Below are 25416 nucleotides of genomic sequence, written 5' to 3' on the forward strand. Positions count from 1 at the left end.
ATCAAGATCCAAAAATGGTCAATTGAACAAGTGGCTCATGTAGTTAGAATTGCCTACAAAACCATCTATAACTGGATTGATCAGGGACTACTGGATATTGAAATAGTTCAGGGAATCAGTATTATAAATCACTTCGTAAGTATAGCGCTTACATTTAAATTAAGCAAGTTCCCAACGTTAAAATAAAAAAATACCGTGGTTGTCTTTGAAACCAAAGACAAATGTACTGCTAAAAATAGGCAGTAGTTTGCTAGTAACGGAATGCTTAATACTATTTGCTACACGATAGGACTTAGGTAACCACAAATTAAAAGGATCAGCTAATGTACTAGTCAGGTTTACGGACAACTTAGTTTATGCTAAAGATAAGCTAAAATAAAAAAGCCGCCAAATTTTAAGTTTGGCGGCTTTGTACACAGATAGATTTCTATTATGCGCCTGGAGGGAATCGAACCCCCATCTCAAGAACCGGAATCTCACGTGATATCCATTACACTACAGGCGCATCTGAACAACAAAAACAATTTTACCGGAAATTGGCATAAAAAACAAGCCCTCTGTATAAAATTTCTAGTAAAATTGTGTTGCGTTGACTAAAATAAGTAATAACATGGTTATATCATCATATGAAAGGAACGGTTAACATGGCATACCAACAGGGACTTAATCAGCAGCAAAAGCAAGTTCAAAAACTTGCGATGACCCAGCAATTGCAACAGTCGATTCAGATCTTGCAGTATAATGCTGAGGGTTTACAGCAATTCTTGCAACAGAAAAGTTTGGAAAATCCTTTGTTGATGGTTCATCATTCAACCCCTGATCAGGCTAATTTTAGTGGCAGTCAGCGCCGAGTTGATAACTTTATGAATGCTATTCCCGATACTCAGCAATCGTTATTTGAGTATCTATTAGAACAGGTTCATTTAACCATGCGGGATACGCCGCTACGTGATTTAGTGCTGTTTTTGTTGGAACAGGTTGACCTCAATGGCTATTTACGTATTAGTGATGATGAGATCAAGGCCCAGACCGGCGCACAGTCATTACAGATTTTAGATGCGGTGACGTTATTGCAGCAGTTGGATCCACCGGGTGTCGGCGCTCGTAACTTGCAGGAAAGTTTGCTGTTGCAAACTGAAAATGATAACCATGCGCCTAATTTGGCCTATATTGTTTTAGAAGAAGACTTTACTAATTTTGTGGAACGTAAATGGGCATTTATTGCGGCTAAGTATCAAGTGACAGTGGCGGAGATCCAGCATATTTTTGATTATGTACAGACCTTGACGCCGCGACCGGGGGCGGCTTTTAGTCAGACACAAAATACTTTTGTACGGCCGGAATTGGTGGTACAAGTGCAGGCTGATCAACTACAATTAAGTTTGACGCGTGAGGGTCGGCCCCAGATTGTTTTTCAGCAGCGTTATTTTACACGTATGGTGCAGACAAATGATCGCGAGGTCACGGCATATATGAAAGAAAAGAAACAGGAGTTTGATTGGTTACAAAAAAGTGTCGGGCAACGAAGCCAGACAATTTTACGGGTCGGTCAAGAGATCATTCAACGGCAGCATGATTTCTTTTTTGACGCCAAACGGCCGTTAAAGCCCTTGTTGCTGCGCGATGTGGCGACTAAATTGAATTTACACGAGTCAACGGTTAGTCGAACAGTGAACGGCAAGTATTTGCAAACTGATTTCGGCATATTTGAACTTAAGCATTTCTTTACCAACGCCATTGGTAACCAAAAGGATGATTCTGCGGCCAGTGTTAAACGGCAAATTCAGGAATTGATCGATCAGGAAGATAAAAACAAGCCACTTTCAGATCAGCGTTTGGTTAATTTGTTAAGTGCGGCTGGCGTTACGATCTCACGACGGACGGTTGCTAAGTATCGTGAAAGTTTAGGAATAGGCGGGTCATCAAAGAGAAAGCGCTTTGATTAAATTCCTTGATTTATCGGGGCTTCAGCCTTGCATTTAATGATTGGTCTTGTTATAATATTTTTGTGCTTGAGAGTGAACAGAACGACTGGGCACTTTGTTTTTTGGCCGTGATGGGTCATTATACGACATAGTTGGACGTTACTTGTCCCACTAAGGAAGAGGATCAGCATGCATCAAGAATTAGCCTGGCTAGAAGTGCTGGCGCCGGACTTGATTGAGGTCGTTAAGCAACGTTACCAAGTGCTGCAATCTATTTATTGGTTGGCACCGATTGGGCGGCGTTTATTGGCTCAAGAGCTGAACATGAGCGAGCGTGCGCTGCGAACTGAAACTGATTTTTTACGGATACACGGTTTAATCGCAACGTCAAAGTCAGGAATGATTCTGACAGCTCAAGGTGAGGAAGCTTATCAAAGCTTAACCACAGTCATGGAACAGTTACTCGGCGTGCGCTCGAAAGAAAAGCAACTGTGCAAACTACTTGGTATTGATCATTGCTTGATTGTCGCTGGTGATGCAACTGAATTACCCAAGGTTTTAACTGATATGGGTAAGCTGGTCAATGAAACATTAGACGTTATTTTGCCTCATGGTGAGAATATAATTGCCGTGATGGGCGGGACAACGATGGCGCAAGTTGCCAATTCATTAACGCCTAAGCTAGCAGAAAAGCGCCATCTGATTTTTGTACCTGCGCGCGGTGGTTTAGGCGAAGCAGTTGATATTCAGGCCAATGCTGTCTGTGCTCGTATGGCAGTGCATACTGGTGGTCAACACCGGGTCCTGTATATCCCCGAACATGTCAGTGAACAGACCTACAAACCACTCTTAGCCGAGCCTGCGGTTAAGGAAGTATTGCAGTTAGTTGACAAAAGTTCGGCGGTAGTTCATAGTATTGGTGAGGCAATTCCAATGGCAAAACGGCGGGATATGTCGACTGCTACAATCACAATGTTACAACAGAAACAGGCGGTTGGCGAAGCGTTTGGTTACTTCTTTAATCAAGCAGGGGAAGTCGTCTATAAGATTCCTCGGATCGGATTACAACTTCGCGACCTTGAAAGAATTCCTAGTGTGATCGCCGTTGCCGGCGGCGCTAATAAAGCGGCGGCAATTAAGGCATACGCACAACTTGCACCTCAACAAACGTGGTTGATCACGGATGAAGGTGCCGCAAACTTGATTTTAAAAGGGGCAACCCTTTAAAATAAATTTTTTATTTCCTAAAGGAGGAAATTTAGGCATGACTGTAAAAATTGGTATTAATGGTTTTGGACGTATCGGCCGTTTAGCTTTCCGTCGTATCTTCGAATTAGGTGCTAAATCTAACGACATCGAAGTTGTCGCAATCAACGACTTAACTTCACCTGCTATGTTAGCTCATTTATTGAAATATGATTCAACACATGGTACTTTTGCTGGCGAAGTTAGCGCTACTGACAATGGTATCGTTGTTAACGGCAAAGAATACCGTGTTTATGCTGAACCTAAAGCACAAGATATTCCTTGGGTTAAAAATGACGGCGTAGATTTCGTCCTTGAATGTACTGGTTTCTACACATCCAAAGCTAAATCACAAGCTCATTTGGATGCAGGCGCAAAACGTGTCTTGATCTCAGCTCCAGCTGGTAGCGATTTGAAGACAGTTGTTTATAACGTAAATGATGATGTATTAACTGCTGATGACACAATCGTTTCAGCTGGTTCATGCACAACTAACTGCTTAGCTCCTATGGCTTACTTCTTGAACCAAGAATTCGGCGTTGAAGTTGGTACTATGACAACTATCCATGCTTACACTTCTACACAAATGTTATTAGACGGCCCAGTTCGTGGCGGTAACTTACGTGCAGCTCGTGCAGCTGGTGTTAACACGATTCCTCATTCAACTGGTGCTGCTAAGGCTATCGGTTTGGTTATCCCTGAATTAAAGGGCAAATTACAAGGCCATGCACAACGTGTTGGTGTTGTTGACGGTTCATTAACTGAATTAGTTTCTATCCTTGACAAAAAGGTTACTGCTGACGAAGTTAACGAAGCTATCAAGAAGCATACTGAAGGTAACGAAAGCTTTGGTTACAACGCAGACGAAATCGTTTCAAGTGACGTTATCGGCACAACATTCGGTTCAATCTTCGACCCAACTCAAACAGAAGTTACATCTGCTGGCGACAAGCAATTAGTTAAGACTGTTGCTTGGTACGACAACGAATACGGCTTCACTTGCCAAATGGTTCGTACTTTATTGAAATTCGCTACTCTCTAATCCGTTAGAACTAGCTAGGTTTCAAAACCGCATAATACTTTAAAAAGGCGGAGGGAGGTTTGACTCCCTCTGCTTTTTTTGTTGGTCAACACGTTGGATCCACGGGTTGGTGCGGCTATTATAAGGTGAGTTGTAATTTTCTAAAATTGATGTGAGCTTATAATTAAAATGTGATAAAAGTGGCAGCGGGTTTGGTTACACAGTGAAACATTACTAAAGTAATTGAACGTCTGGGGCCTTGCTTTTATTACGCTAAAAATAGGAGGCTATTCATATGGCTAAATTGATCGTTTCTGATTTAGATGTTAAAGATAAAAAAGTCCTGATTCGTGTGGACTTTAACGTGCCGATTAAAGGTGGCGTTATTGGTGACGATAACCGAATTGTGGCTGCATTACCAACTATCAAATATGTAGTTGAAAATGGTGGCAAAGCAATTTTGCTTTCTCACTTAGGTCGGATCAAATCTGACGAAGACAAAAAAGAATTAAGCTTAAAGCCAGTTGCGGAACGCTTAGCTGAATTGTTGAACCAACCGGTTACTTTTGTTCCCGTTAACGAAGGCAAACAATTAGAAGATGCCGTTAATTCCTTGGCTGCTGGTCAAGTTTTAGTTATGGAAAACACGCGTTTCCAAGACATCAATAATGACTTTGGCAAACGTGAAAGCAAAAATGATCCTAAATTAGGTGAATACTGGGCTTCATTAGGCGACGTTTTCGTTAACGATGCATTTGGGACTGCTCATCGTGCCCATGCTTCCAACGTTGGTATCGCAACTGCTATGAAAGCTAAAGGCCAAAAAGTGGCTGCTGGCTTCTTAATGGAAAAAGAAATCAAGTTCTTAGGTGACGCCGTTGACAACCCTAAGCACCCATTTGTTGCCATCTTAGGTGGTGCCAAGGTTTCTGATAAGATCGGTGTGATCGATCATTTATTAAGCAAAGCCGACAAAGTTATCGTCGGTGGCGGTATGACTTATACTTTCTATGCTGCTAAGGGCTTAAGCATTGGTAAGTCATTAGTTGAAAAAGATAAAATTGAATTAGCTAAACAAATTATCGACAAAGCTGGCGACAAGTTAGTCTTGCCAGTTGATAATATTGTGGCTGAAGAATTTAACAATGATGTACCTAGTAAAGATGTTGAAGGCGATATTCCTGATGGTTATATGGCACTTGATATCGGTGCAAAATCAATTGCTAACTTCAAGGATGTCTTAAAAGATGCTAAAACAGTTGTTTGGAACGGCCCAATGGGTGTGTTCGAAATGAGCAACTACGCTAAAGGTACCTTGGAAATCGGTAAATTCTTAGGCACATTAACGGACGCAACGACGATCGTCGGTGGTGGCGATTCCACTGCCGCCGTTAAACAATTAGGCGTTGGCGACCAATTGACGCATATCTCAACTGGTGGCGGTGCTTCACTTGAATACCTTGAAGGTAAGGAATTACCAGGTATTGCTGCTATTTCTGAAAAATAAAGCTTAGCAAACTCGGGTCGTACTGACCCGGGTTTACATATGAAAGGATGTTACAAATGCGTAAACCAATCATTGCCGGAAACTGGAAATTAAACAAAAATCCTAAGGAAACTGCTGAATTTGTTGCTGGTATTAAAGGCAAATTAGCCGATGCAGCTAAAGTTGAAGCAGTTATCGGTGCACCTGCCGTTAACTTGCAAACTTTACTTGATGCGGCTAAAGGGACAGATTTAAAAGTTGCTTCTGAAAATAGCTACTTTGAAGATGCCGGTGCTTTTACTGGCGAAACTTCACCAAAAGTTTTAGCTGAAATGGGTGTTAACTACGGCATTATCGGTCATAGTGAACGCCGTGAATATTTCCATGAAACTGATGAAGACATCAACAAAAAGGCACATGCTTTGTTCAAAAATGGTGTTACACCAATTATCTGCTGCGGCGAGACTTTAGAAACACGTAAAGCCGGTAAAGTCGACGAATGGGTTTCTGGTCAAATCAAAGCTGCCTTGAAAGGCTTATCAGCTGCACAAGTTGCAACTGCTGTTCTTGCTTACGAACCAATCTGGGCAATCGGTACTGGTGAAACTGCAACACCGGAACAAGCCCAAGAAGTTTGTCATTTGATCCGCGAAACTGTTGCTGGTCTTTATGATCAAACAACTGCTGAAAACGTACGGATCCAATATGGCGGTTCAATGAAACCTGCTAACGTTAAAGAATTAATGGCCCAACCTGATATTGATGGTGGCTTGGTTGGTGGCGCAAGCTTACAACCTGAATCATTCTTAGAATTGGTACATTACCAAGACTAATTTAAGTTATTTATGAAGAAGCAGGGACGCCTGCTTCTTTTTTTGTGCCTTGAAAAAAAAAGTCTAGTGAGTTTTCATACTCACTAGACTGATCGGTTTAACGTTTAGGACGATGACGTAAATTCTTTTTATTGCCCACCATACGTTTAATTTTTGCCGCGTTAATTTGGCGGCTAGTTAGCGTTGTGTATTCTGTTTCACGCAGTAAACGTTTGTAGTTAGCTAAACGTTGTTGACTTAACTCCCCACGTTTAATTGCCGCCTGGACTGCACAATTTGGTTCGGCCTCGTGTTGACAATCTTTGAAGCGGCATTGGCGAGCTAAAGTGACAATATCGGGAAAACTTTGTGCGGTGGAAGTATTAGTGCTTCCGGTCACACCAACGCCACGCAAGCCTGGAGAATCGATCACGGCCGCGCCGTTAGGTAAATAATAAAGGTTGCGGGTCGTCGTGGTGTGTCGCCCCTTATCATCACCGCTACGAATACTTTTAATTGTTTGCAATTGCGTTGCTGCTAAAATATTCAATAGGGTTGATTTGCCAACTCCGGAGGACCCGATGAAAATCGCAGTCGTCTTAGCAGTTAAAAAGGGTGCAAAAGCTTTTTTGATCGCTGCTGGTACTGTATTGGTAGTCGTGATGAGCGGTACACCAAAGGCCGCTGCTGTCACTTCTGTTTGTCGTTGTTCTAACAGTTCCGGTTCAACATCGGCTTTAGTCAAAACAATCACAGGGGCAGCACCACTGTTCCAAACTAAGGTTAAATAGCGTTCAAGCCGATTAACGCTAAAATCGGTATTTGCTGACATTGTAATAAAAACAGTTGTTACGTTAGCAGCTAATCCTTGTTCTTGTTGATCTGCGGCGCGAGTTAAATAGGTTTGGCGTGGTAGCAAATGAGTGATCAAAAATTTGTCGCGATCATAAGGCTGACCACTGACAAAATCACCAATCAATGGCATTGTCCCAGTAAACTGCATTCGTCCAGCTAAGGTTGCTTGTTGAATACGCCGATCGGCAAAAATAACGCGATATTGATCGTGACTTTGAAAAATAATTCGTGCAGTTAATTGCTCGTGATTTGGAAAATTTAGCATGTTTAGGCCTCCAATATTGTTTTAGGGTGTATTGGAGGATGCACCGTAGCTATGCGCGCACGGCGTCCTCCCTAAACATGACTTCTGCTGGCATTGTTAACATAGGCATTCTCACTTTCATTTAAGATATTATCAGTATAACAAATTCAAGCCAAAAGAAAAGCCGGCAGCCTAAAGCTTGCCGACTTGCTGACGCTCAAGAATATTACCGCGTTTTGCATCAATTCGTAAACGAACTGTATGGTGGGCACGGCTTTTAATCAAAAGATCATAGCTGGTGATTCGATTTTGTTGATTTAGGGTATAGCCAACAATATGACCGTCATTGATTTCGCTGATGGCGACTTGCTTGATTGCATTTAACGATTTTAAACCAGTTAAGCGCAGTACCTCACGTTTTGCATTCGTACGCGATAATTGCGTGTGTGTTTGCTTAGTAATGATCGGTTGCATCGCATTCACTGACAAGCGGTAGTATTGTTTTTTACTACGGGCTTGAACTTGATATTGATAAAAACGGCCTTGTTTGTTGAGACTAATTTTTAGCAACTGGGTATGTGGTAATTGTTTATGCACTAATTGTGCAACTTGTTTTGCCGATACTTTAGCGGTAAACACACCCTGAGTCGGATCTTGGCGGTAAGGAGTGGCCGTTTTTTTAGCAGTATTTGGTTCAACGATCCCACAACCACTAAGTAAAAGCAGTAACAATAAAAACGGCCAAAGACGTTTAAACTTCACAAATGAACTTCCTTTCAATGCTGAAACGCGGCTCAAAAAGCCCCATTTACGTTAAATTTATTAGAAAATGTAATCATGCTTGCTGCAAAGCCCACTTAATTATGCACACTCAGTAGACGGCGAATTTCGGGTACGACATTTTTGTCACCAGTGAAGATCAGGTGATCATCCTGTTCGATAAAAGTATCGCCATGCGGCACGATAAATTGACCATTACGGTAGATCCGACTGATCGTGACTTTTTCAATAAAGGGTAATGATTTTAATTCCCGTCCCGCAAAACGGCGATTGTGCACCGTTACTTCGTAAAGGCCAGCATCGTTGCCAGTCAGCAGTTTTAAGGTTGATGGCGATTCGATCATTTCGCGTAACATACTGATATTGATATCAAAGCTGTTGTAGATCTCCACGCCTTGCTCGGCTAAAACTTCATAACGATCATCGGCAACGTCGCGAGCCTCAAAGCGCGCAATGATCCGCGGCACATGATTTTTAACGGCTGCTTGAGCCAAACGTACATTGACGTCATGGTCTAAATGTCCGAGGACTAAAATATCGGTAGCAAACGCATCCGCGGCGGTTAAAGTATTGGCGCTAAGGTCGGGTAACAAAGTGACATTACGTGCTTCACTATTATACGTACGGTAATTTTTTTGCTGATCGGTTAGCATGCGAATACTGTACCAACCGTGCGATAAGCGCTGAGCAACGGGGACCGTTAAAATATTAGCACCGATAAAAGTGACTCGCGTTTTGACCAAATCTTCTTTTTCCGGCCGATAAAGTTGGTTGAAAATGATTGGTGAACAGATACAGGTCAAAACAGCAGCAATCACAAAGGCACCGGCTTGTTGACTATTGATCACATGTAGGTTCTGTGCGACCTGTAAGGTAGGCAGAACTAAGGTGATTGTTGTCGAAGTCAAAAAGCTGGCGGCAATGGCGTTTTTCAAGGTGAAGCGTTGGCGGAATAACCAAACGGGAATACTTTTAGCTAATAAGAAACAAACGAAAAAAATCGGGATCAGAATCAAAGAATTGCGATCGGCTAATAAGGTGCGCAAATTAAGTTTTGCTCCGGTGGTAATAAAGAAGATCGGGATGAAAAAACCATAGCCGATGGAAGTTAGTTTATCGCGGGTGGCCTTACTAGGCTGTAATAATTTCATAACGATCCCCGCCAGAAAAGCACCTAAAATATTTTCGGCACCAACTTGTTCCGCTACTGTCACCAAAGCAAAAATCAGAAAAAAGGCTAACCGAATATCCAGTTGGGTGGTAGTTTTATCAATTTTAGCAAAAAAGCGATAAATGCTACGAAAACGCAACAATAAAGCGATCGCTGCCAAAAAGATCAATAGCACCAACCATAATTGACTGGAATGGCCACCATTTAAGGCAGCATACGCAGTTAAAGCCAATAACGGAATGATTTCCCCTAGAGCCGCAGTTAGTAAAATTGTCTGACCTAAGGCTTTACTGAGTAATTCCTTTTCGGTCAAGGCAGCGATCACCACCCCTAAGGCCACAGTGGAAAATAAAATCGTTGCCAGAAGAATATCGCTGAATAAACCGGTGAGTTGTAATAGCCAACCTAGTAGGCCAGCCACCAATAGAATACCAACATAGGCGCCAACGGCCAACTTTAATGGTGTCCATTTAGTGACTACGCCATTGGTGCCCGCAGATTGCGGTTTAAATAAATCAAAGTCAATTTCCATCCCCGAAAGAAAAATGAGAATGATCACCCCTAATGTCGATAATTGGCTGAGACTGGTGGTCATTGGAACCCAGTTTAATAGACTTTTACCCAAAATAATTCCGACTACGATCTCCGCCACGGCTGTTGGCACCACCGAGATCTTAAAACGAGCCATAACTAGCGGTGTCAATAATGCCGCCAGTAAAACGATCAATAATGCTAATTGCCCCATAACTATGAGCCTCCTTTTAACTTAATGGTAGCTAGCGGCTAACTCAGTTTTTACTTTTGATCAGATTAAGCAGGCCGATCCCAACGCTGGGAATCAACGCCACAACCACGATCCCTAGTAAAATCAGTGAGAAGTGGGCCTGTACAAACGGTAAAGCACCGAGAAAATAACCTAATAGACTACCAGCGCCGACCCATAGTAAAACACCACAAAAGTTATAAACAGCAAAGCGGGGATGACTCATCTTAAACATCCCAGCAATCAACGGCACAAAGGTACGAATCATGGGAATAAACCGACCGAAAATTACAGTTTTACCTCCGTGACGAACAAAAAAAGTGGTGGCATGCTGCAGGCGATCGGCGCGAATATGCCGCTTGAAAAAGCGCCACCGGCCGAGATGGCGACCAATTTCAAAATCAACAGTATCACCGATCAAAGCCGCAAAGAAAAAAGTCAGACCAAGTAACCAAATATCTAGGAAAAAACCGTTGCGCGCGGCTAATGTACTGCTGATAAAGATGATCGATTCACCGGGTAAAAAAGGAAAGATAACTAGGCCGGTTTCCACAAAAATAATTAGAAACAAAATTGCGTAACTCCAATGACCAAAATATTGGAAAATAGGCAGCAATAAAGTTTCTAAATGGGTTAAGGCGTAAAAAATGGTGTGTACCATGAATGGACCCCTCACTTATTGAAGACTAATCGTACTTTTAGTCTACGCTTTGGCAAGGAATCCTGCTACCATTGAGGACTGGTTTTTACTTGAATTTAAATTTTTCGCTTTAGTGGCTTGGTTGTAACGCTATCATGATAGTGATAAAATGGTATATCTGAAATTATATAATTAAGTGAGTAATCATTAGGTAACTCGATTTAATGGAGTAGGAGGCTACTGAATTTATGACTGATACGGAAAAACAGCAAGAACAAGTTCGCGTAGATGATGTGATCACCAAAATTAAGCGGACTGAGGCTGATTTAACGGCAAAAATTGCCGCTGCCAAAAGTGATGAAAAGCGCATCAATGATAATTTTTATAATGATGTGCGGTTAAATGTGGGCTCCTATGAATCAATGATGGACACTGCGCTATCAATTCGGCAGCAGCAACAAATGTTGAATGAACGCAATAATAGTTGGCGTCATTCGACCCAACGATTGGATGTTCTGCAACGCTTAGAAAAAACACCTTATTTTGCACGGATCGACTTTAAGGAAACCAACGCTAAAGCGGCAGAAACGATTTATATTGGGTTAAGCTCCTTTACTGATAAAAATGACCATTTCCTGATTTATGATTGGCGGGCACCGATCTCGTCGATTTATTATGATGGTAATTTAGGCCGCGTCACTTACCAAACACCAGATGGCGAACAAGCCGTTGATATCACGTTAAAACGGCAATTTTTAATTGCTGCTGGACAGATCACTACGATGTTTGACACCCAGGAAACAATTGGTGATCAGATGTTAATGGAAGTTTTAGGTGAGCAGGCCGACACCAAAATGAAAAGTATTGTCACCACGATCCAGCGGGAGCAAAATCAGATCATTCGTGACACTACTGCCCGCCTATTATTCGTTCAAGGGGCAGCCGGTTCCGGTAAAACTTCTGCGATCATGCAGCGGGTGGCGTATTTACTTTATCGCTATCGCGGCAATTTAAGTTCCAGTCAAGTGATCATGTTCTCACCTAATCAGTTGTTCAACGACTACGTGGGTAACGTGTTACCGGAATTAGGGGAACAAAATATGGTTCAGCTGACTTATTATCAATACGCAGCGCGCCGGATCCCTAATTTAAAGGTTGAAGATCTTTTTACACAGTTTGAGAAAAACGAAACGGCCGTGGATAAACGAATCAACCAGTTAAAGGGTAGTTTAGCCTTTGCTGCGGCTACGAAAAAATATGCCAATAGCTTGAATAAAGGTGGCATGCGGTTTCGTGATGTTAAATTACGCAATGAGGTTTTTATTGATCATGAGCGTATTGCAAAAACCTATTATCACTACAACAGTAATTATCGGTTAGGCAATCGGTTGAATGCAACTAAGGAAGAGCTGTTGACTTATTTTGGGCACCGGATTGACACAGAAATGAAAGCAAAATGGGTCAGTGAGTTCATTCAGAACTTGGACGATGAGGGTATGCGTAAATGGTACGGCAACCACCCGCGTAATTTTGAAAATGGGGATAAAGAATTTCGTTTCTTAGCGCGGCGGGTGGTGACTTCTGCATTTGATAGTGTTCGTCGTGGGGTCATTCGTAATCGCTTTTTAAATATTAAAGCGCAGTATATTGATTTTCTACGTCAAGTGCCACAATATTTGAATTTAAAGCAATACGGTTTAAGCGAAGAAGCCTGGCAATTAAGCGTCAATCGTGTACTAGCTCAGTTACGGGCGAAACAGTTAGCGACTGCTGATGTGACTCCGTATCTGTATCTGTATGATTTGATGACCGGCAAGCATGGTGATCGGGATATTCGGTATTTATTTATTGATGAGATCCAAGATTATACACCTTATCAACTCAGCTTTTTGAAATTCAGTTTTCCTAATGCGCGTTTTACGTTGTTAGGTGATCTCAATCAAGCTATTTTTACTCAGGAAAGTAGTCATAGTTTATTGAAGGAATTGGCGACTATGTTTAAGCCGGAAGAAACACGGGTGGTTCAATTGACGCAATCCTACCGTTCGACTAAACAGATCACTGATTTCACTAAAGCCATTTTACGTAATGGTGAAGCTGTTACCGCGTTTAACCGCCAGGGGGATCTGCCAAATATCGTTACTTCTGTAGATGAAGCTAAATTGATCGCGGCCTTGCGTCAGCAATTAGTGAGCAATGAACAAAAAAAGCGGGTGACTGCGATCATCACTAAGACCTTGCCTGAAAGTAAGGCGCTATATGAAAAGTTACGGGCACAAGGCGAGAAAATAACGTTGATTCGTTCAGAAAACCAACGCCTAGCAGCAGGCACGATTATCGTGCCTTCGTATTTAGCTAAAGGTCTAGAATTTGATGCGATCATTGCTTGGCAGGTGACCGCCGCAAACTATGGTGCCGAGGATGAACGGCAGCTCTTGTATACGATCGCTTCCCGGGCAATGCACCACTTGACTATTTTTGCTCAAGGAGAATTATCACCATTGTTAGCTGATGTACCGGCTACTGCGTATCAGCGAACCGAGTTAGCTTAGAAAAATTAGCTGAATATGACTAAATTAATTGTAAAAAGTGATCAAATCATACTGACGAAAACGTTTTAGCTCTAGTTTACTTTTAGTATGAAAACGGTTATAATTTAATTAATTGAAAGCAGGGGAGCTGTGTTAACAGCTGAGAGGAAAATGATTTTTCGACCCTTCAAACCTGATTGGTTAAAACCAGCGTAGGGAGCTATTTTCGTGATCAAAAGCACATCCCACAATGGGGTGTGCTTTTTTGTTGGGATCATTTCTAAGCCTAAACCGGCAGTCAGCTTTCAAAACTTATGAGGGAGGGTAAAATTTATATCGCGAAGTAAAACATTAAATTCAAGGAGGAATAACTTATGAATGCAAGTATTGCGGTTCAGGTACTACCGTTAAATGTGGATACCAAAAAGACAGTTGCCATTGTTGATGCGGTGATCGCCTATATCAAAACAACGAAAGTCGGTTATCAAGTAGGTGCTTTTGAAACTACATTAGAAGGTGATTATGATCAATTGATGGCAGTAGTTAAACAAATTCCGCTGGTAGCCGCTCAAGCTGGTGCGACGGCGGACATGATTTATCTGAAAATCAATTATCAACCCCAAGGTGAGGTCTTAACGATTGCAGAAAAAACGGATAAATATCAAGGTTAACTGGGCGCCATGGACTGTTTTAGTCGTTGGCGTTTTGCTATGGCAAGGATTGGTCAGCTTTAATATTGTGCCGCGCTTTTTATTACCGTCACCTGCCGATACGGTTACGGCATTTTACACTGACTTTCCCCTGCTGCTCCAGAATATGTGGGTTACTTTGGCGGAGACGGTGATCGGGCTATTGATCGGTATTTTGTTAGGAATTTTTCTGGCGATCATCATGGATCGTTTTGAATTTTTGTACCGCGCCGTTTATCCATTATTGGTGATCAGTCAAACCGTTCCAACTGTGGCGATTGCACCGTTGCTAATTTTGTGGTTAGGCTACGGTATGTTGCCTAAAATTGTGCTGATCATCGTCACTACTTTCTTTCCAGTTGCGGTGGAAATGTTAACTGGCTTTCGGGCGACTGATCCGGATTTATTGCAGTTAATGGCCACCATGGGGGCAAAGCGGTTAAAAGTATTATGGTTTGTCAAATTACCGCAATCGTTGGATCATTTTTTTGCCAGCTTGCGGATTGCGGTGACCTATGCGGTGATCTCCGCCGTTGTTGCTGAATGGGTCGGTGGTAACGATGGGTTAGGGGTTTACATGACGCGGGTCATGAAAGCTTATGCCTTTGATAAAATGTTTGCCGTGATCGTTTTGATCACGATTTTAAGTTTATTACTGATGATGCTGGTCAATGGGCTACAGCATTGGTTGGAACCATGGAAACGCGTGGAAAAACAGTAAAACTTTAAAAAAGGAGTCTGACAGATGAATAAGAAAGTAGTCGGCGGCTTAATTTTGGGCCTAGCTTTACTGGGACTGACGGGGTGCGGTCAACAAGCTAAAACGACCAAAACAACGAATTTAACGGTTGTTTTAGACTATACGCCTAATACAAATCATACGGGCCTATATGTTGCGCAACAAAAAAAGTTTTACCAGAAACATCATTTAAAAGTTAAAATCGTCCAACCACCGCAAAGCGGCGCTGATGGTCTCGTAGCTGCAGGTAAAGCTGAATTTGGGGTCTCTTATCAGGATACAATGTCGCCGGAAATGAGCGGTAAGAAAAAATTACCGATCACCGCGATCGCGGCATTGGTCCAACATAATACTTCGGGGATCATGTCACGCCGAGCCGATAACATTACGCGGCCTAAGGCAATGATGGATAAGCGGTATGCGACTTGGAATTTGCCGATCGAACAGGCGATTATTCGAACCATGGTTGATCAGGATGGTGGTCAGTATAAACGGGTCAAATTGACGCCAGGTAATTTTACGGATGAGGTTGTGGCCTTGCGCTCGCAAAAGGTTGACGATATTTGGGTCTATTATGCGTGGGGTGGCATTAATGCCAAGGTCCAGAATTATCCGGTTAATTATTTTGCAATGCGTAAAATCAATCCAGTTTTTGATTATTACACACCCGTTTTGATAGGCAATAATCGGTATTTAAAGCAACATCCTAAGGTAGCTAAGGAATTCTTGGCTGCTACTAAGGAAGGTTACCAATACGCGATCAAACATCCAACTAAGGCGGCCACAATTTTAGAAAATAAAGTACCAGAATTAAAGGGTAAGCAGGCCAAGTTGGTTTTGGCAAGTCAAAAATGGCTGGCAGGTCAATATCAGGCTGAGGTCAAGCAATGGGGTTATATTGCGCCGCAACGTTGGAATCGTTTCTATAATTGGTTAAATAAAGAAAAGTTAGTTGACACACCATTGGCTAAAAACGTTGGTTTTACGAACCAATACTTACCTAAATAAAATAACCGAGTAAACGAAAGAAGGCGGCACTTATCCTATTAGAGGTCCAACATGTCAGTAAAAGTTTTGGCCAGAAAGCTGTTTTAGCGGATATTAGTTTGCATATTCAGCATGGTGAGATTGTAGCGCTGCTTGGTATCAGTGGTTCCGGTAAAACGACCTTATTCAATATTATTGCCGGCTTATTGACCAGCGATCAAGGACGTATTTTATTAGCTGGGCAAGATGTGACTGGTCAAAGTGGTCAGGTGAGTTATATGCTGCAGAAGGATCTTTTGCTGCCGTTTCGTACGATCGCAGGGAACGTGACTTTACCCTTACTTTTACGTGGTGAAAAGAAAAAAGCCGCTGTTGCCAAAATTGGTCCGTACATGCAAACTTTCGGTTTAGCCGGTACCGAACAACAGTACCCGGCAGCTTTATCTGGTGGGATGCGGCAACGCGCGGCCTTATTGCGAACTTATTTATTTGGTAAGCAACTAGCACTATTAGATGAACCTTTTAGTGCGTTGGATGAGATCACTAAGCGTGGTATGCATCAGTGGTATTTAAAAGTCATTCAGCAGATCAATTTGACCACATTATTGGTGACCCATGATATTGACGAGGCACTGGTTTTAGCCGATCGAATCTATGTTTTGGCTGGCCAGCCTAGTCAAATCGCAGCAGAGATTCAATTGCCAACCCGGCAGCAACGGCCAGCCGATTTTGAATTGACCAACGGCTTTCTCGAGTATAAACGGCAGATCCTTGGTATTTTAGCCAATGGGCTGTCTACGATCTAAAAATGATACCTGGAGGAATGAATAATGCAGCTTGAATTATTGGCTCAATTACGGGCACAAAACCCGATCGTACTAAATATTTCTAATTTTGTAACGGTGCAGGATGTGGCTAACGGAATCAATGCGCTAGGGGCTTCACCGATCATGTCTGAAGAAATTGCCGAAGCAGACGCCTTGGTGCAGATGAGTGGTGCCGTGGCGTTAAATTTAGGAGCGTTTACAAAGCAACAATTGGCGCACATCAAAAAAACTGGTGAATTAGCGAATCAATATCACAAACCTTTGATCGTTGATCCTGTAGCGGTTGGTGCAGTCACTTATCGTCGAGATGTTGCACTACAGTTATTTGAAGATTTTCAGGTCGATATTATTCGGGGGAATGCTGGTGAAGTTGCGGCATTGGCTGGAATTGCGTGGCAGGCTAAAGGGATTGACGCTGGTGAAGGCAGCGGTGATAAAGTAGCGATCGCTCAAGCGGCGGCTAAGCGGCATCATTGTGTTGTGATCTTAAGTGGGGCAACCGACATCATTACTGATGGGACACAAGTTGTTCAAGTGGCCAACGGGACACCTTTATTTCAATTACACGTTGGCTCTGGTGATATGCTGTCCAGTGTAGTCGCCGCTTTTGCTGCAGTTAGTGGTGGCGATTATTTTGCGGCTGCCCAAACAGCGTGCTTGGTTTTCGCCAGTGCTGGTGAATTAGTGGCGCAAGAATTACCTGGTGAACTGCCAGGCACGTTCGCGGCTAAATTACTTGATGAATTACATTTGATCACAACAGCTGATGTTGCACAGATCGCACGCTATACAGAGGCTTAAAAAACGGTAGAAAGGACTTAATTTAAATGAGTGCAATCAATGGTTTTCCCCAGACTTTAACGATCGCGGGGACTGATTCCGGAGGTGGTGCCGGAATCATGGCGGATATTAAAACGATGCAGGAACGCCACACTTTTGCGGCGGCAGTGGTCGTGGCGGTGACGGCGCAAAATACGTTAGGTGTACAAGACTTTATGGCCTTACCGGCACATTTGATCGATGAACAGTTTGCTTCGGTGGCCGCTGATTTAAAGATTCGTGCCTGTAAAACTGGCATGTTAGCGGATGCCGAACACGTTCAGGTGGTGGCCGCTAATTTACAAAAATACGATTTTGGCCCATTGGTCGTAGATCCGGTGATGATCGCCAAAGGTGGCGCCGCCCTATTAGCAGCCGATGCGATTCAAAGCGTTAAGGACGACTTATTGCCATTGGCCACGTTGGTTACGCCAAATTTGCCGGAAGCGCAGCGCTTGACGGGTATGACGATCACCACCGCTGCTGAAACGGAAAAAGCAGCGCAGTATTTACAAGAACTAGGAGCTAAAAATGTTTTGATCAAGGGCGGTCATGCTGATCAAAAGGAAGTACGTGATTTTGCCTTGTTAGCCTCTGGCGATTCCTTCTGGGTCAGTGCACCGCGAGTGGCAACCAAACGGACCCACGGCACCGGTGATACCTTGTCATCGTGTATTACCGCGGAATTGGCTAAAGGCCAATCAATGGAAGCGGCGATCCGCTTAGGTAAAAAATTTGTAGCGGCAGCTATTACCGCAGGAATTCAAGTCGGTCATGGTCACGGACCGTTAAATCATTGGGCTTATCGGCAGGAGGAGAACTTTTAATGAAGATTGCATTTAACGTGGCACAATTACAGGCTTATTTTGTTTGTGGCAGCCAGGATGTTCCTGGACAAGATCTGGTAGCTGTGGTCAAGGCAGCACTAGCAGCGGGAATAACTGCGTTTCAATTTCGTGATAAAGGCGCAAACTCACAATTAACAGCAGCACAGCGGCCAGTGATCGCGCGCCAGTTACGGGAACTTTGTCACGCGGCGCAGGTTCCTTTTATTGTGGATGATGATGTTGAGTTGGCGGTGGCCGTGGCGGCTGATGGTATTCATGTTGGCCAATCGGACGAACAAATTCAGCAGGTGATCCAACAAGTACAAGGACAATTATTTGTTGGCTATTCTTGTTCTAATTTGGCGGAAATTACGGCGGCCAATCGAATTGGCGGAATTGATTATTATGGTAGTGGCCCGATTGCGATCACTGGTTCAAAGGCTGATGCTAGCCCGGTGATCGGTTTGGCCGGCTTACAGAAATTAGTGACTGCAGCTACACGGCCAGTTGTCGCTATTGGCGGTATTACTGAGGATCAATTAGCTGCTATTCGGCAAACGGGTGCTGCCGGATCAGCAGTGATCTCAATGATCACTCAAAGTCAACAGCTGCAACGGACTGTAACGGCTATGCGTCAGGCGTAAAGGGAGGTCAATTATGAAGGATGGGAAAATTTTACGTAGCCAGTTTCTACTTTGGGTTGGTGCGGCAATTTCGATCGCGGAAATGGTTACTGGAACGTTATTAGCACCGTTAGGGTTAGGCAAAGGTATTTTGGCTATTGTTTTAGGCCATGTGATCGGCTGTTTATTATTTTTATTGCCGGCCGGTTATATTGGTGCTAAAAAGCACCAAACTGCGATTCAATCCACCCAAGCTACTTTCGGGCAGCGCGGGGTCTTCGTTTTTTCAGTACTTAATGCGTTACAGCTTTTAGGTTGGACCGCTGTAATGATCGTTAACGCCGCACAAGCTATGAATGGCGTTATGCAACATATTTTCAATTTCAAAAGTGTGCTGATCATGAGCCTGATCGTAGCGGCTCTGATCATTTTATGGTTGTTAATGGATAGTCAGTTGCTATTTCGCATTAATAACTTTGTGGTTGTTTTGCTGTTTTTAGGTAGCTTATTGATCCTTTTCATTATTTTACGAACGCCAGCAGCGAGTGGCCCTGTTGCTGTGGGGACCATGTCGTTTGGGGCAGCGGTAGAGCTTAATGTGACCATGGCGCTATCTTGGTTACCACTGATCGGCGACTATACACGCCAAACTAAGCGGCCACTGGCGATGGCACTAACTAGTTCACTCGGTTATTTATTTGGTAGCTCATTTATGTTTCTGATCGGGTTGCTGACCGTGACACAAACGAGGATCACCGATATTACGACTTTATTAGCCACCAGCGGGTTAGGTTTAGTGGCGCTATTGATCATTGTATTCTCAACGGTGACCACTACTTTTATGGATGCTTATTCGGCGGCGACCAATATCGGTCAGATTATTCACAGTAAGAAAACTAATTTGCTTGCTATCGGGGTGACTGCGTTAGGTTTAATTATTGCCTTAGTGGTTTCGTTAGCAAGTTATCAGAACTTTTTGTACTTTATTGGGTCAGTATTTACGCCATTATACGCAATTGTTTTCACGACCTATTTTATCACCAAGAAAAGTTTACCTAAATTATTTAATTCAGTGCTTTGGTTGCTAGGTGTTTGGGGATATTATCAATTGCAAAAGTTAGATATGGTGTTAGGAACTACGCTGTTGTTACTAGTGTGCATGGGGGTAGCAGTGATTATTTGTAGCAAAGTCTATCAACTATGGGCTAGTAAACAGACGATCCATAATTAACTTTGCGCACACATCATTTAGTGCTATGCGCCACTGGTTTTCAGCCGTTACCTGAGTATATTTCACCAGTTTCAATGGTAAAGTATGCTAAACTGATTAATAAGAGCAGGTGAGGATACTATATTGGAGGGGTGCACGGTGAACTATCAAATCAACTTCACTAATAAAGTCAAGGCAGATTCCGTGACGGTGGCTTGCGCGGCGAGTTACACGACTTTACAAGGTAAACGGCGAATGCTCTATACTGGCGAGGCTATTTTTCAGCGCGCGGCTGTGGCGCCACTGTTTCTACAAACTGGTGAAGTAGCGCTGCGAGCGATGGAGCAAATTATGGTTGGCTTACAACAAGACTATCAGCTGGTTAAAGTCAACTTTGCTCAACCGCAAAACACTAATTTATTAGGTGTACCTACGCTGCAGGCTTTTGGTCATTACCTAACTGAGCATAAGTTATTGCATTGTGTGCCCACGCACCAAGTCAATGGGGAAACAGTCGTTGATACGAAATTTATTCAAGAGCTGCGCATTGGCTAAAATGAGCCTAAAAATAGGGCGCCACTATATCAGTGGCGCTCTATTTTTTACTCATTTTGTAAGTTAATTAATGTCCTCAAAATCGCGGGACCAGACAGCACCCATCATTTTGCGGCCGGTATGTACGCCGATAACAGGTCCTAAGCTACTTGAATCAATGGTAGCATCGGGAAAGGTGGCTTTCAGGTCGGCGATCCATTCAGCACTAGTGGCCTGATTGTCCCCATCAATAACGTCGATACGTACTGGGTAATCTACTGAAGCGACAAAAGTCGTCAGGTCAGCTTTGATATGGGCAAAAGCGCGGCGCATGGTTCGTTCTTTAGCGGCGGCAATAATTTGGCCAGCTTCATTGAAGCGGAGGATCGGCTTGATCCGTAACATATTACCTAAAAGGGCGGAAGTGTTGCTTAAACGGCCGGTGCGAACCAGATGGCTCAAGTCGTCAACCACAAAGTCAACGTGTTGGGTCGAACGTAATTCATTTAACGCGGCTAGAATCTCTGGTACTGATTTGCCAGCACGGACTAATTTAGCCGCCAATAGAGCTTGATTAGCTTCAGCAGCACTGGTTAATTTAGAATCAAAGGGATAAACTTTGATATTTGTGATGTTTGGTAAGTAGGCCTGTAAGTTAGGAATAAAGCTAGTGATACCACTGGATAAATGAATACTGATCACGGCTTCGTAGCCTTGGGCAGCTAAATCATCATAAACAGCTTGAATTTGGCCCATCGAAATTTGTGCGGTGGTCGGCAATTCTTTTTCACTAGCTAATTTTGCATAGAATTCTTTCGTTGTGAGATCAACATTTTCTTTATAAGCGTGCTGGCCGAAAATCACGGTGATCGGGACAACCGTAATCTGATTAGCTGCAGCTTGTTCAGGGGTCAGATAACTGGCACTATCGGTAACAACGGCAATTTTCATAGGAAACTCCTTTTTAACGTATGTTTAAGTAAAAACACACTGACGCAAAAAGTCGGTGTGCACTATAGGGCGAATTTAATCAGTTATAGCGCTTGGCCACAAAGCGCGTAGCTTCATTTTACGCTAATTACGTTGGCAATGCGACTATGTTTTATTGCGTAATTGAATGTAATCGTTTTAATTAAGCTGAGCAGTAATTTAGAAACCACAATTTGATTTACGATTAATTTTCTTGAGTAGCTGTGCTATAATTCTGGTAATGCTTACACGACTGGGTGCTGGCACGTTGCCAGTGATCAGTCATTAAGCCAAGTGGAGGAATAATGTAATGGTTAAAAAAAGTTGCCAAGCATCGCTACTAGTGCAGCAATATCACGTGCAACCGCAAGATTTAAATTCACACCAGACCTTACATGGTGGCCGTTTGCTTCACTGGGTGGATGATCAGGCGGCCTTATCAGCACGCCGCTTTGGTCACCAGTTAGTGGTTACAGGTAGTGTCGATCGGTTTGATTTTATTCGGCCGGTGCCGGTGGCGACAGAGTTAACGATCCATAGTTTTGTCAGCGGTGTTGCGGCGCGGGCTCTGGAAATTTATGTGTATGTTCTAAATGAACAGCACCAATTAGTAGCCAGTGCTTTTTTGTCAATGGTCAGTATGGTGGCGCAGCCAAATTGGCCACAAGTTCAACCGGAAAGTCAGTTAGAACAAGCTGTTTGTGCCGCTTACCCACAGCGTTACGCGGCAAACTTGGCGCAGCGTCAGGCTAATACCGCTTGGCAAGCTTTATTGTAGGTGATGGAGGAAACTAGTTTGCAAGATGAAATGAATTATTACAGAATTACGCGCCATGAATGGAAAAGGTTTTATCGTAACGGGATGACGCCGTTATCGCAGGCCGATTTGGATCAGGCTAAATCGTTGAATGACCGTATTTCGTTGGCGGATGTTAAGGAAATCTATTTGCCGCTGCGCCATTTGATCCACGTGTATTATAATCAGTATCAAAGTCAGCAGCAGGATCGAGCGGATTTTTTACGACTGCACTCACATAAAGCACCATTTATTGTGGGAATCGCTGGCAGTGTCGCGGTTGGTAAAAGTACGTCGGCGCGTTTACTAGAAATCTTATTGACCCGGGCATACCCAACGAAAAAAATTCAAAATATTACGACCGATGGTTTTCTTTATTCTAATGCTGAGTTAAAGCGCCGGGGATTACTGGCACGTAAGGGTTTTCCGGAAAGCTATGATATGAATCATCTAATCAATTTTATGAATGAAGTTAAAAATAATTTGGGCCCCGTGAAGGCACCTAAATATTCACACCAAATTTATGACTTACTTCCCCATGAATATGATCTAATCGATTCACCGGATATTTTGATCGTTGAAGGCATCAATGTGTTACAACTGCCAAGTAATCAGCAGCTTTATGTCAGTGATTTCTTTGATTTTTCAATTTATGTCGATGCGGATCCTATTTTGATCGAGAAATGGTATTTAGATCGGTTCAAATTATTGCTGGACACGGCTTTTACGGATCCGACTAACTATTATTACCCCTACGCAATCGGGGATCGCCAGGCGGCAATGGCGATGGCTAAACGGGTATGGCAAACCAATGATCTACCTAATTTACGTGATTATATTCTGCCAACTCGTAATCGCGCGGACGTTATCTTACATAAAACAACTAAGCATCGCATCAATGAAATTTATTTGCGTAAATTCTAGGCTACTTTTGCAGTTAATTTAGCTATTGCTAACTGCTTTTTAGTAAAGACCGCTAATAAATGCAGGTATTTGGCTGCTGCTCTAAGCTAAAATTTGCGGTCAGGTGTTTCTAAATGAGAGTCTGCTGGGAATGGTTGACCTGGAGCGGTGTAATCAGTAGAATAGGTTTATTGAAAAAAGTTATGAAAGACAATCTATGATGATGAGGTGAATTTGTTGGCAACGACGAACATGCAAGATTTTGATAAAATTATCGTGCTCGATTTCGGTAGTCAGTACAACCAATTAATCACCCGGCGGATTCGTGAATTTGGTGTTTATTCCGAGTTATTGTCGCATAAATTAACTGCGGCAGAGATCAAAGCGATGAATCCAAAAGGCATTATTTTCTCTGGTGGTCCTAACAGTGTTTATGACGAGGGTGCGTTTGAAGTTGATCCTGAGATCTATCAGTTGGGTATTCCAATATTAGGTATTTGTTACGGCATGCAATTAATGGCCGAGAACTTACCTGGCGGGGTCGTTGAAAATGCTAATAATAGTGAATATGGTCGCGCCGATATTCACGTGACTGATCCGAAAGCGGTTATGTTCCAGGATTTGCCAGCTGATCAATACGTCTGGATGAGCCATGGTGATTTAGTCACTAAGGTACCCGATGGTTTCGTGGAAACAGCTACCAGTAAAAATTGTCCGATCGCGGCCATGGCTGATGACCAGCGTAAATTTTATGGTATCCAGTTCCATACTGAGGTCCAAAATACTGAATATGGTAGCGAGATCTTGCGTCATTTTGCCTTTGACGTGGTTGGTGCCCGTAATAATTGGTCGATGGCTGATTTTATTGACCTTCAAATTGCCAAGATCCGTGAGCAAGTCGGTAAACGCAAAGTTTTGTTAGGTTTGTCCGGTGGGGTCGATAGCTCGGTTGTGGGTGTTTTGCTGCACAAAGCCATTGGTAATCAATTAACTAGCATTTTCGTTGATCATGGTTTGTTGCGTAAAGGCGAAGCCAAACAAGTCATGGATAGCTTAGCTGGTAAATTTGGATTAAACATCATCAAAGTTGATGCCCAAAAACGCTTCTTAGATAAATTGACTGGCGTTTCTGATCCCGAAAAGAAACGTAAAATCATCGGGAACGAATTTATCCAAGTCTTTAATGACGAAGCCATTAAGTTACAGGGCATCGACTTCTTAGCCCAAGGGACGCTGTACACCGATGTTATCGAAAGCGGCACCGATACCGCCCAAACGATCAAGTCACATCACAACGTTGGTGGTTTGCCTAAAGATATGCACTTCCAATTGATCGAACCATTGCGGACTTTATTTAAAGACGAAGCTCGTGAGTTAGGCGAAAAATTAGGCATGCCGGAGGCGCTAGTTTGGCGGCAACCATTCCCAGGCCCTGGTTTAGGAATTCGGGTCATCGGTGAGATCACTGAAGATAAATTGCAGATCGTACGTGATAGTGATTTGATCCTGCGCGAAGAGATCATCAACGCCGGCTTGGACCGCGATATTTGGCAATACTTTACTGTTTTACCAGGTATCCGCAGTGTTGGTGTCATGGGTGATGGCCGTACGTATGATTATACAGTTGGTATTCGTGCCGTTAACTCGATCGACGGGATGACCGCTGACTTTGCCCGCATTCCATGGGATGTGTTGCAGAAAATCTCTGTACGGATCGTTAATGAAGTTGATCACGTTAATCGGATCGTGTACGACATTACCTCCAAGCCACCGGCAACAGTTGAGTGGGAGTAAGACATCTACACGGAATGTTAATTTAACGGTATTTTCAATTAGTTTAATGAGAATAGTGTGATTTAAACGAACATTGTCTCCCGCCAAAATAAAAGTAATTTATATTGTCATGAACAAAAAGAAGCTCTGAACTGAACCCCCAGAATTGGAGAAATCCAAATCTGGGGGTTTTATCATGTTTTCAAAAGAAACAAAAATTAAGGCTGTATTTGAATTAATTCAAGGA

General features: G+C 43.0%; 23 protein-coding genes, 1 tRNA gene, 1 pseudogene and 1 riboswitch. Of the genes and pseudogenes, 19 read left to right on the plus strand and 6 right to left on the minus strand.

Translation table 11 applies throughout. The annotated features are described in order from the left end of the window. Nucleotides 1-105, plus strand: a pseudogene (locus FFM78_RS14050) (IS30 family transposase); the annotation flags it as partial. 328 nt (nt 106-433) lie between these two features. Here FFM78_RS14050 and FFM78_RS12390 read toward each other — a convergent pair. Next, nucleotides 434-505 (minus strand) — tRNA-Arg (locus tag FFM78_RS12390). Nucleotides 506-644: 139 nt separating this feature from the next. On the opposite strand from FFM78_RS12390, the gene rpoN reads away from it, so the two are divergent. The 5 genes from rpoN (at nt 645) to tpiA (ending at nt 6510) form a co-directional block, all read left to right on the plus strand. Further along, nucleotides 645-1946, plus strand: coding sequence for an RNA polymerase factor sigma-54 (rpoN, locus tag FFM78_RS12395; protein WP_137638710.1), 1302 nt, complete (start codon nt 645-647; stop codon nt 1944-1946). 168 nt (nt 1947-2114) lie between these two features. Beyond that, nucleotides 2115-3152, plus strand: a complete 1038-nt coding sequence (locus FFM78_RS12400; protein WP_137638711.1) for a sugar-binding transcriptional regulator — start codon at nt 2115-2117, stop codon at nt 3150-3152. A gap of 37 nt (nt 3153-3189) precedes the next feature. Continuing rightward, a complete protein-coding gene (gene gap / locus FFM78_RS12405; protein ID WP_137638712.1) occupies nt 3190-4212 on the plus strand; it encodes a type I glyceraldehyde-3-phosphate dehydrogenase in 1023 nt (340 codons plus the stop codon). A gap of 274 nt (nt 4213-4486) precedes the next feature. After that, entirely contained in the window at nt 4487-5698 is a 1212-nt protein-coding gene (locus FFM78_RS12410; protein ID WP_137638713.1) for a phosphoglycerate kinase, read from the plus strand. A gap of 56 nt (nt 5699-5754) precedes the next feature. After that, nucleotides 5755-6510, plus strand: a complete 756-nt coding sequence (gene tpiA / locus FFM78_RS12415; RefSeq protein WP_137638714.1) for a triose-phosphate isomerase — start codon at nt 5755-5757, stop codon at nt 6508-6510. Between the two features lie 97 nt (nt 6511-6607). Here tpiA and rsgA read toward each other — a convergent pair whose 3' ends face one another. The 4 genes from rsgA to FFM78_RS12435 all read right to left on the minus strand — a co-directional run bounded on the left by rsgA (nt 6608) and on the right by FFM78_RS12435 (nt 10963). Then, the gene (gene rsgA / locus FFM78_RS12420) at nt 6608-7609 is read right to left on the minus strand and encodes a ribosome small subunit-dependent GTPase A (protein ID WP_137638715.1); all 1002 of its coding nucleotides are present in this window, start codon (nt 7607-7609) and stop codon (nt 6608-6610) included. Between the two features lie 171 nt (nt 7610-7780). After that, a complete protein-coding gene (locus tag FFM78_RS12425; protein ID WP_137638716.1) occupies nt 7781-8350 on the minus strand; it encodes a hypothetical protein in 570 nt (189 codons plus the stop codon). Between the two features lie 95 nt (nt 8351-8445). Further along, entirely contained in the window at nt 8446-10284 is a 1839-nt protein-coding gene (locus tag FFM78_RS12430) for a cation:proton antiporter family protein (RefSeq protein WP_137638717.1), read from the minus strand. Between the two features lie 43 nt (nt 10285-10327). After that, nucleotides 10328-10963: a VTT domain-containing protein gene (locus FFM78_RS12435; protein ID WP_137638718.1), complete on the minus strand. Its 636-nt coding sequence runs from the start codon at nt 10961-10963 to the stop codon at nt 10328-10330. A gap of 227 nt (nt 10964-11190) precedes the next feature. Between FFM78_RS12435 and helD the strand changes: the two genes are divergently transcribed. From helD to FFM78_RS12485, 10 genes are all read left to right on the plus strand, one after another. Further along, nucleotides 11191-13494 carry an RNA polymerase recycling motor HelD gene (helD, locus tag FFM78_RS12440; RefSeq protein WP_137638719.1) on the plus strand — a complete coding sequence of 768 codons (2304 nt, stop codon included), beginning with the start codon at nt 11191-11193 and terminating at the stop codon, nt 13492-13494. A 110-nt stretch (nt 13495-13604) separates the two neighbouring features. Further along, nucleotides 13605-13709: riboswitch (TPP riboswitch) on the plus strand. 138 nt (nt 13710-13847) lie between these two features. Then, nucleotides 13848-14144, plus strand: coding sequence for a thiamine-binding protein (locus FFM78_RS12445; protein WP_137638720.1), 297 nt, complete (start codon nt 13848-13850; stop codon nt 14142-14144). Beyond that, a complete protein-coding gene (locus FFM78_RS12450; protein WP_223877082.1) occupies nt 14113-14883 on the plus strand; it encodes an ABC transporter permease in 771 nt (256 codons plus the stop codon). Before FFM78_RS12445 ends, FFM78_RS12450 begins: the two co-directional genes overlap by 32 nt. Nucleotides 14884-14907: 24 nt before the next feature. Further along, nucleotides 14908-15909: an ABC transporter substrate-binding protein gene (locus FFM78_RS12455; RefSeq protein WP_137638721.1), complete on the plus strand. Its 1002-nt coding sequence runs from the start codon at nt 14908-14910 to the stop codon at nt 15907-15909. A 32-nt stretch (nt 15910-15941) separates the two neighbouring features. Further along, a complete protein-coding gene (locus tag FFM78_RS12460) occupies nt 15942-16694 on the plus strand; it encodes an ABC transporter ATP-binding protein (RefSeq protein WP_137638722.1) in 753 nt (250 codons plus the stop codon). A gap of 24 nt (nt 16695-16718) precedes the next feature. Further along, nucleotides 16719-17516 carry a hydroxyethylthiazole kinase gene (gene thiM, locus FFM78_RS12465; protein WP_137638723.1) on the plus strand — a complete coding sequence of 266 codons (798 nt, stop codon included), beginning with the start codon at nt 16719-16721 and terminating at the stop codon, nt 17514-17516. A 26-nt stretch (nt 17517-17542) separates the two neighbouring features. Continuing rightward, complete coding sequence (gene thiD, locus FFM78_RS12470; RefSeq protein WP_137638724.1) at nt 17543-18361, plus strand: bifunctional hydroxymethylpyrimidine kinase/phosphomethylpyrimidine kinase; 819 nt, start codon at nt 17543-17545, stop codon at nt 18359-18361. Beyond that, nucleotides 18361-19005 carry a thiamine phosphate synthase gene (gene thiE / locus FFM78_RS12475; RefSeq protein WP_137638725.1) on the plus strand — a complete coding sequence of 215 codons (645 nt, stop codon included), beginning with the start codon at nt 18361-18363 and terminating at the stop codon, nt 19003-19005. Before thiD ends, thiE begins: the two co-directional genes overlap by 1 nt. Nucleotides 19006-19018: 13 nt before the next feature. Continuing rightward, nucleotides 19019-20215 carry a putative hydroxymethylpyrimidine transporter CytX gene (gene cytX, locus FFM78_RS12480; protein WP_137638726.1) on the plus strand — a complete coding sequence of 399 codons (1197 nt, stop codon included), beginning with the start codon at nt 19019-19021 and terminating at the stop codon, nt 20213-20215. A gap of 138 nt (nt 20216-20353) precedes the next feature. Next, nucleotides 20354-20749 carry a hypothetical protein gene (locus FFM78_RS12485; protein WP_137638727.1) on the plus strand — a complete coding sequence of 132 codons (396 nt, stop codon included), beginning with the start codon at nt 20354-20356 and terminating at the stop codon, nt 20747-20749. Nucleotides 20750-20812: 63 nt separating this feature from the next. Here FFM78_RS12485 and FFM78_RS12490 read toward each other — a convergent pair whose 3' ends face one another. Further along, the gene (locus FFM78_RS12490) at nt 20813-21679 is read right to left on the minus strand and encodes a DegV family protein (RefSeq protein WP_137638728.1); all 867 of its coding nucleotides are present in this window, start codon (nt 21677-21679) and stop codon (nt 20813-20815) included. Nucleotides 21680-22007: 328 nt separating this feature from the next. Here FFM78_RS12490 and FFM78_RS12495 point away from each other — a divergent pair, with 328 nt between their 5' ends. The 3 genes from FFM78_RS12495 (at nt 22008) to guaA (ending at nt 25190) form a co-directional block, all read left to right on the plus strand. After that, nucleotides 22008-22475 carry an acyl-CoA thioesterase gene (locus FFM78_RS12495; RefSeq protein WP_137638729.1) on the plus strand — a complete coding sequence of 156 codons (468 nt, stop codon included), beginning with the start codon at nt 22008-22010 and terminating at the stop codon, nt 22473-22475. A gap of 18 nt (nt 22476-22493) precedes the next feature. Next, a complete protein-coding gene (coaA, locus tag FFM78_RS12500) occupies nt 22494-23417 on the plus strand; it encodes a type I pantothenate kinase (RefSeq protein ID WP_137638730.1) in 924 nt (307 codons plus the stop codon). A gap of 216 nt (nt 23418-23633) precedes the next feature. After that, nucleotides 23634-25190, plus strand: coding sequence for a glutamine-hydrolyzing GMP synthase (gene guaA / locus FFM78_RS12505; protein ID WP_137638731.1), 1557 nt, complete (start codon nt 23634-23636; stop codon nt 25188-25190). Nucleotides 25191-25416: the final 226 nt, after the last annotated feature.

The sequence above is a fragment of the Loigolactobacillus binensis genome (assembly GCF_005405165.1).
Taxonomy (GTDB): Bacteria; Bacillota; Bacilli; order Lactobacillales; family Lactobacillaceae; genus Loigolactobacillus; species Loigolactobacillus binensis.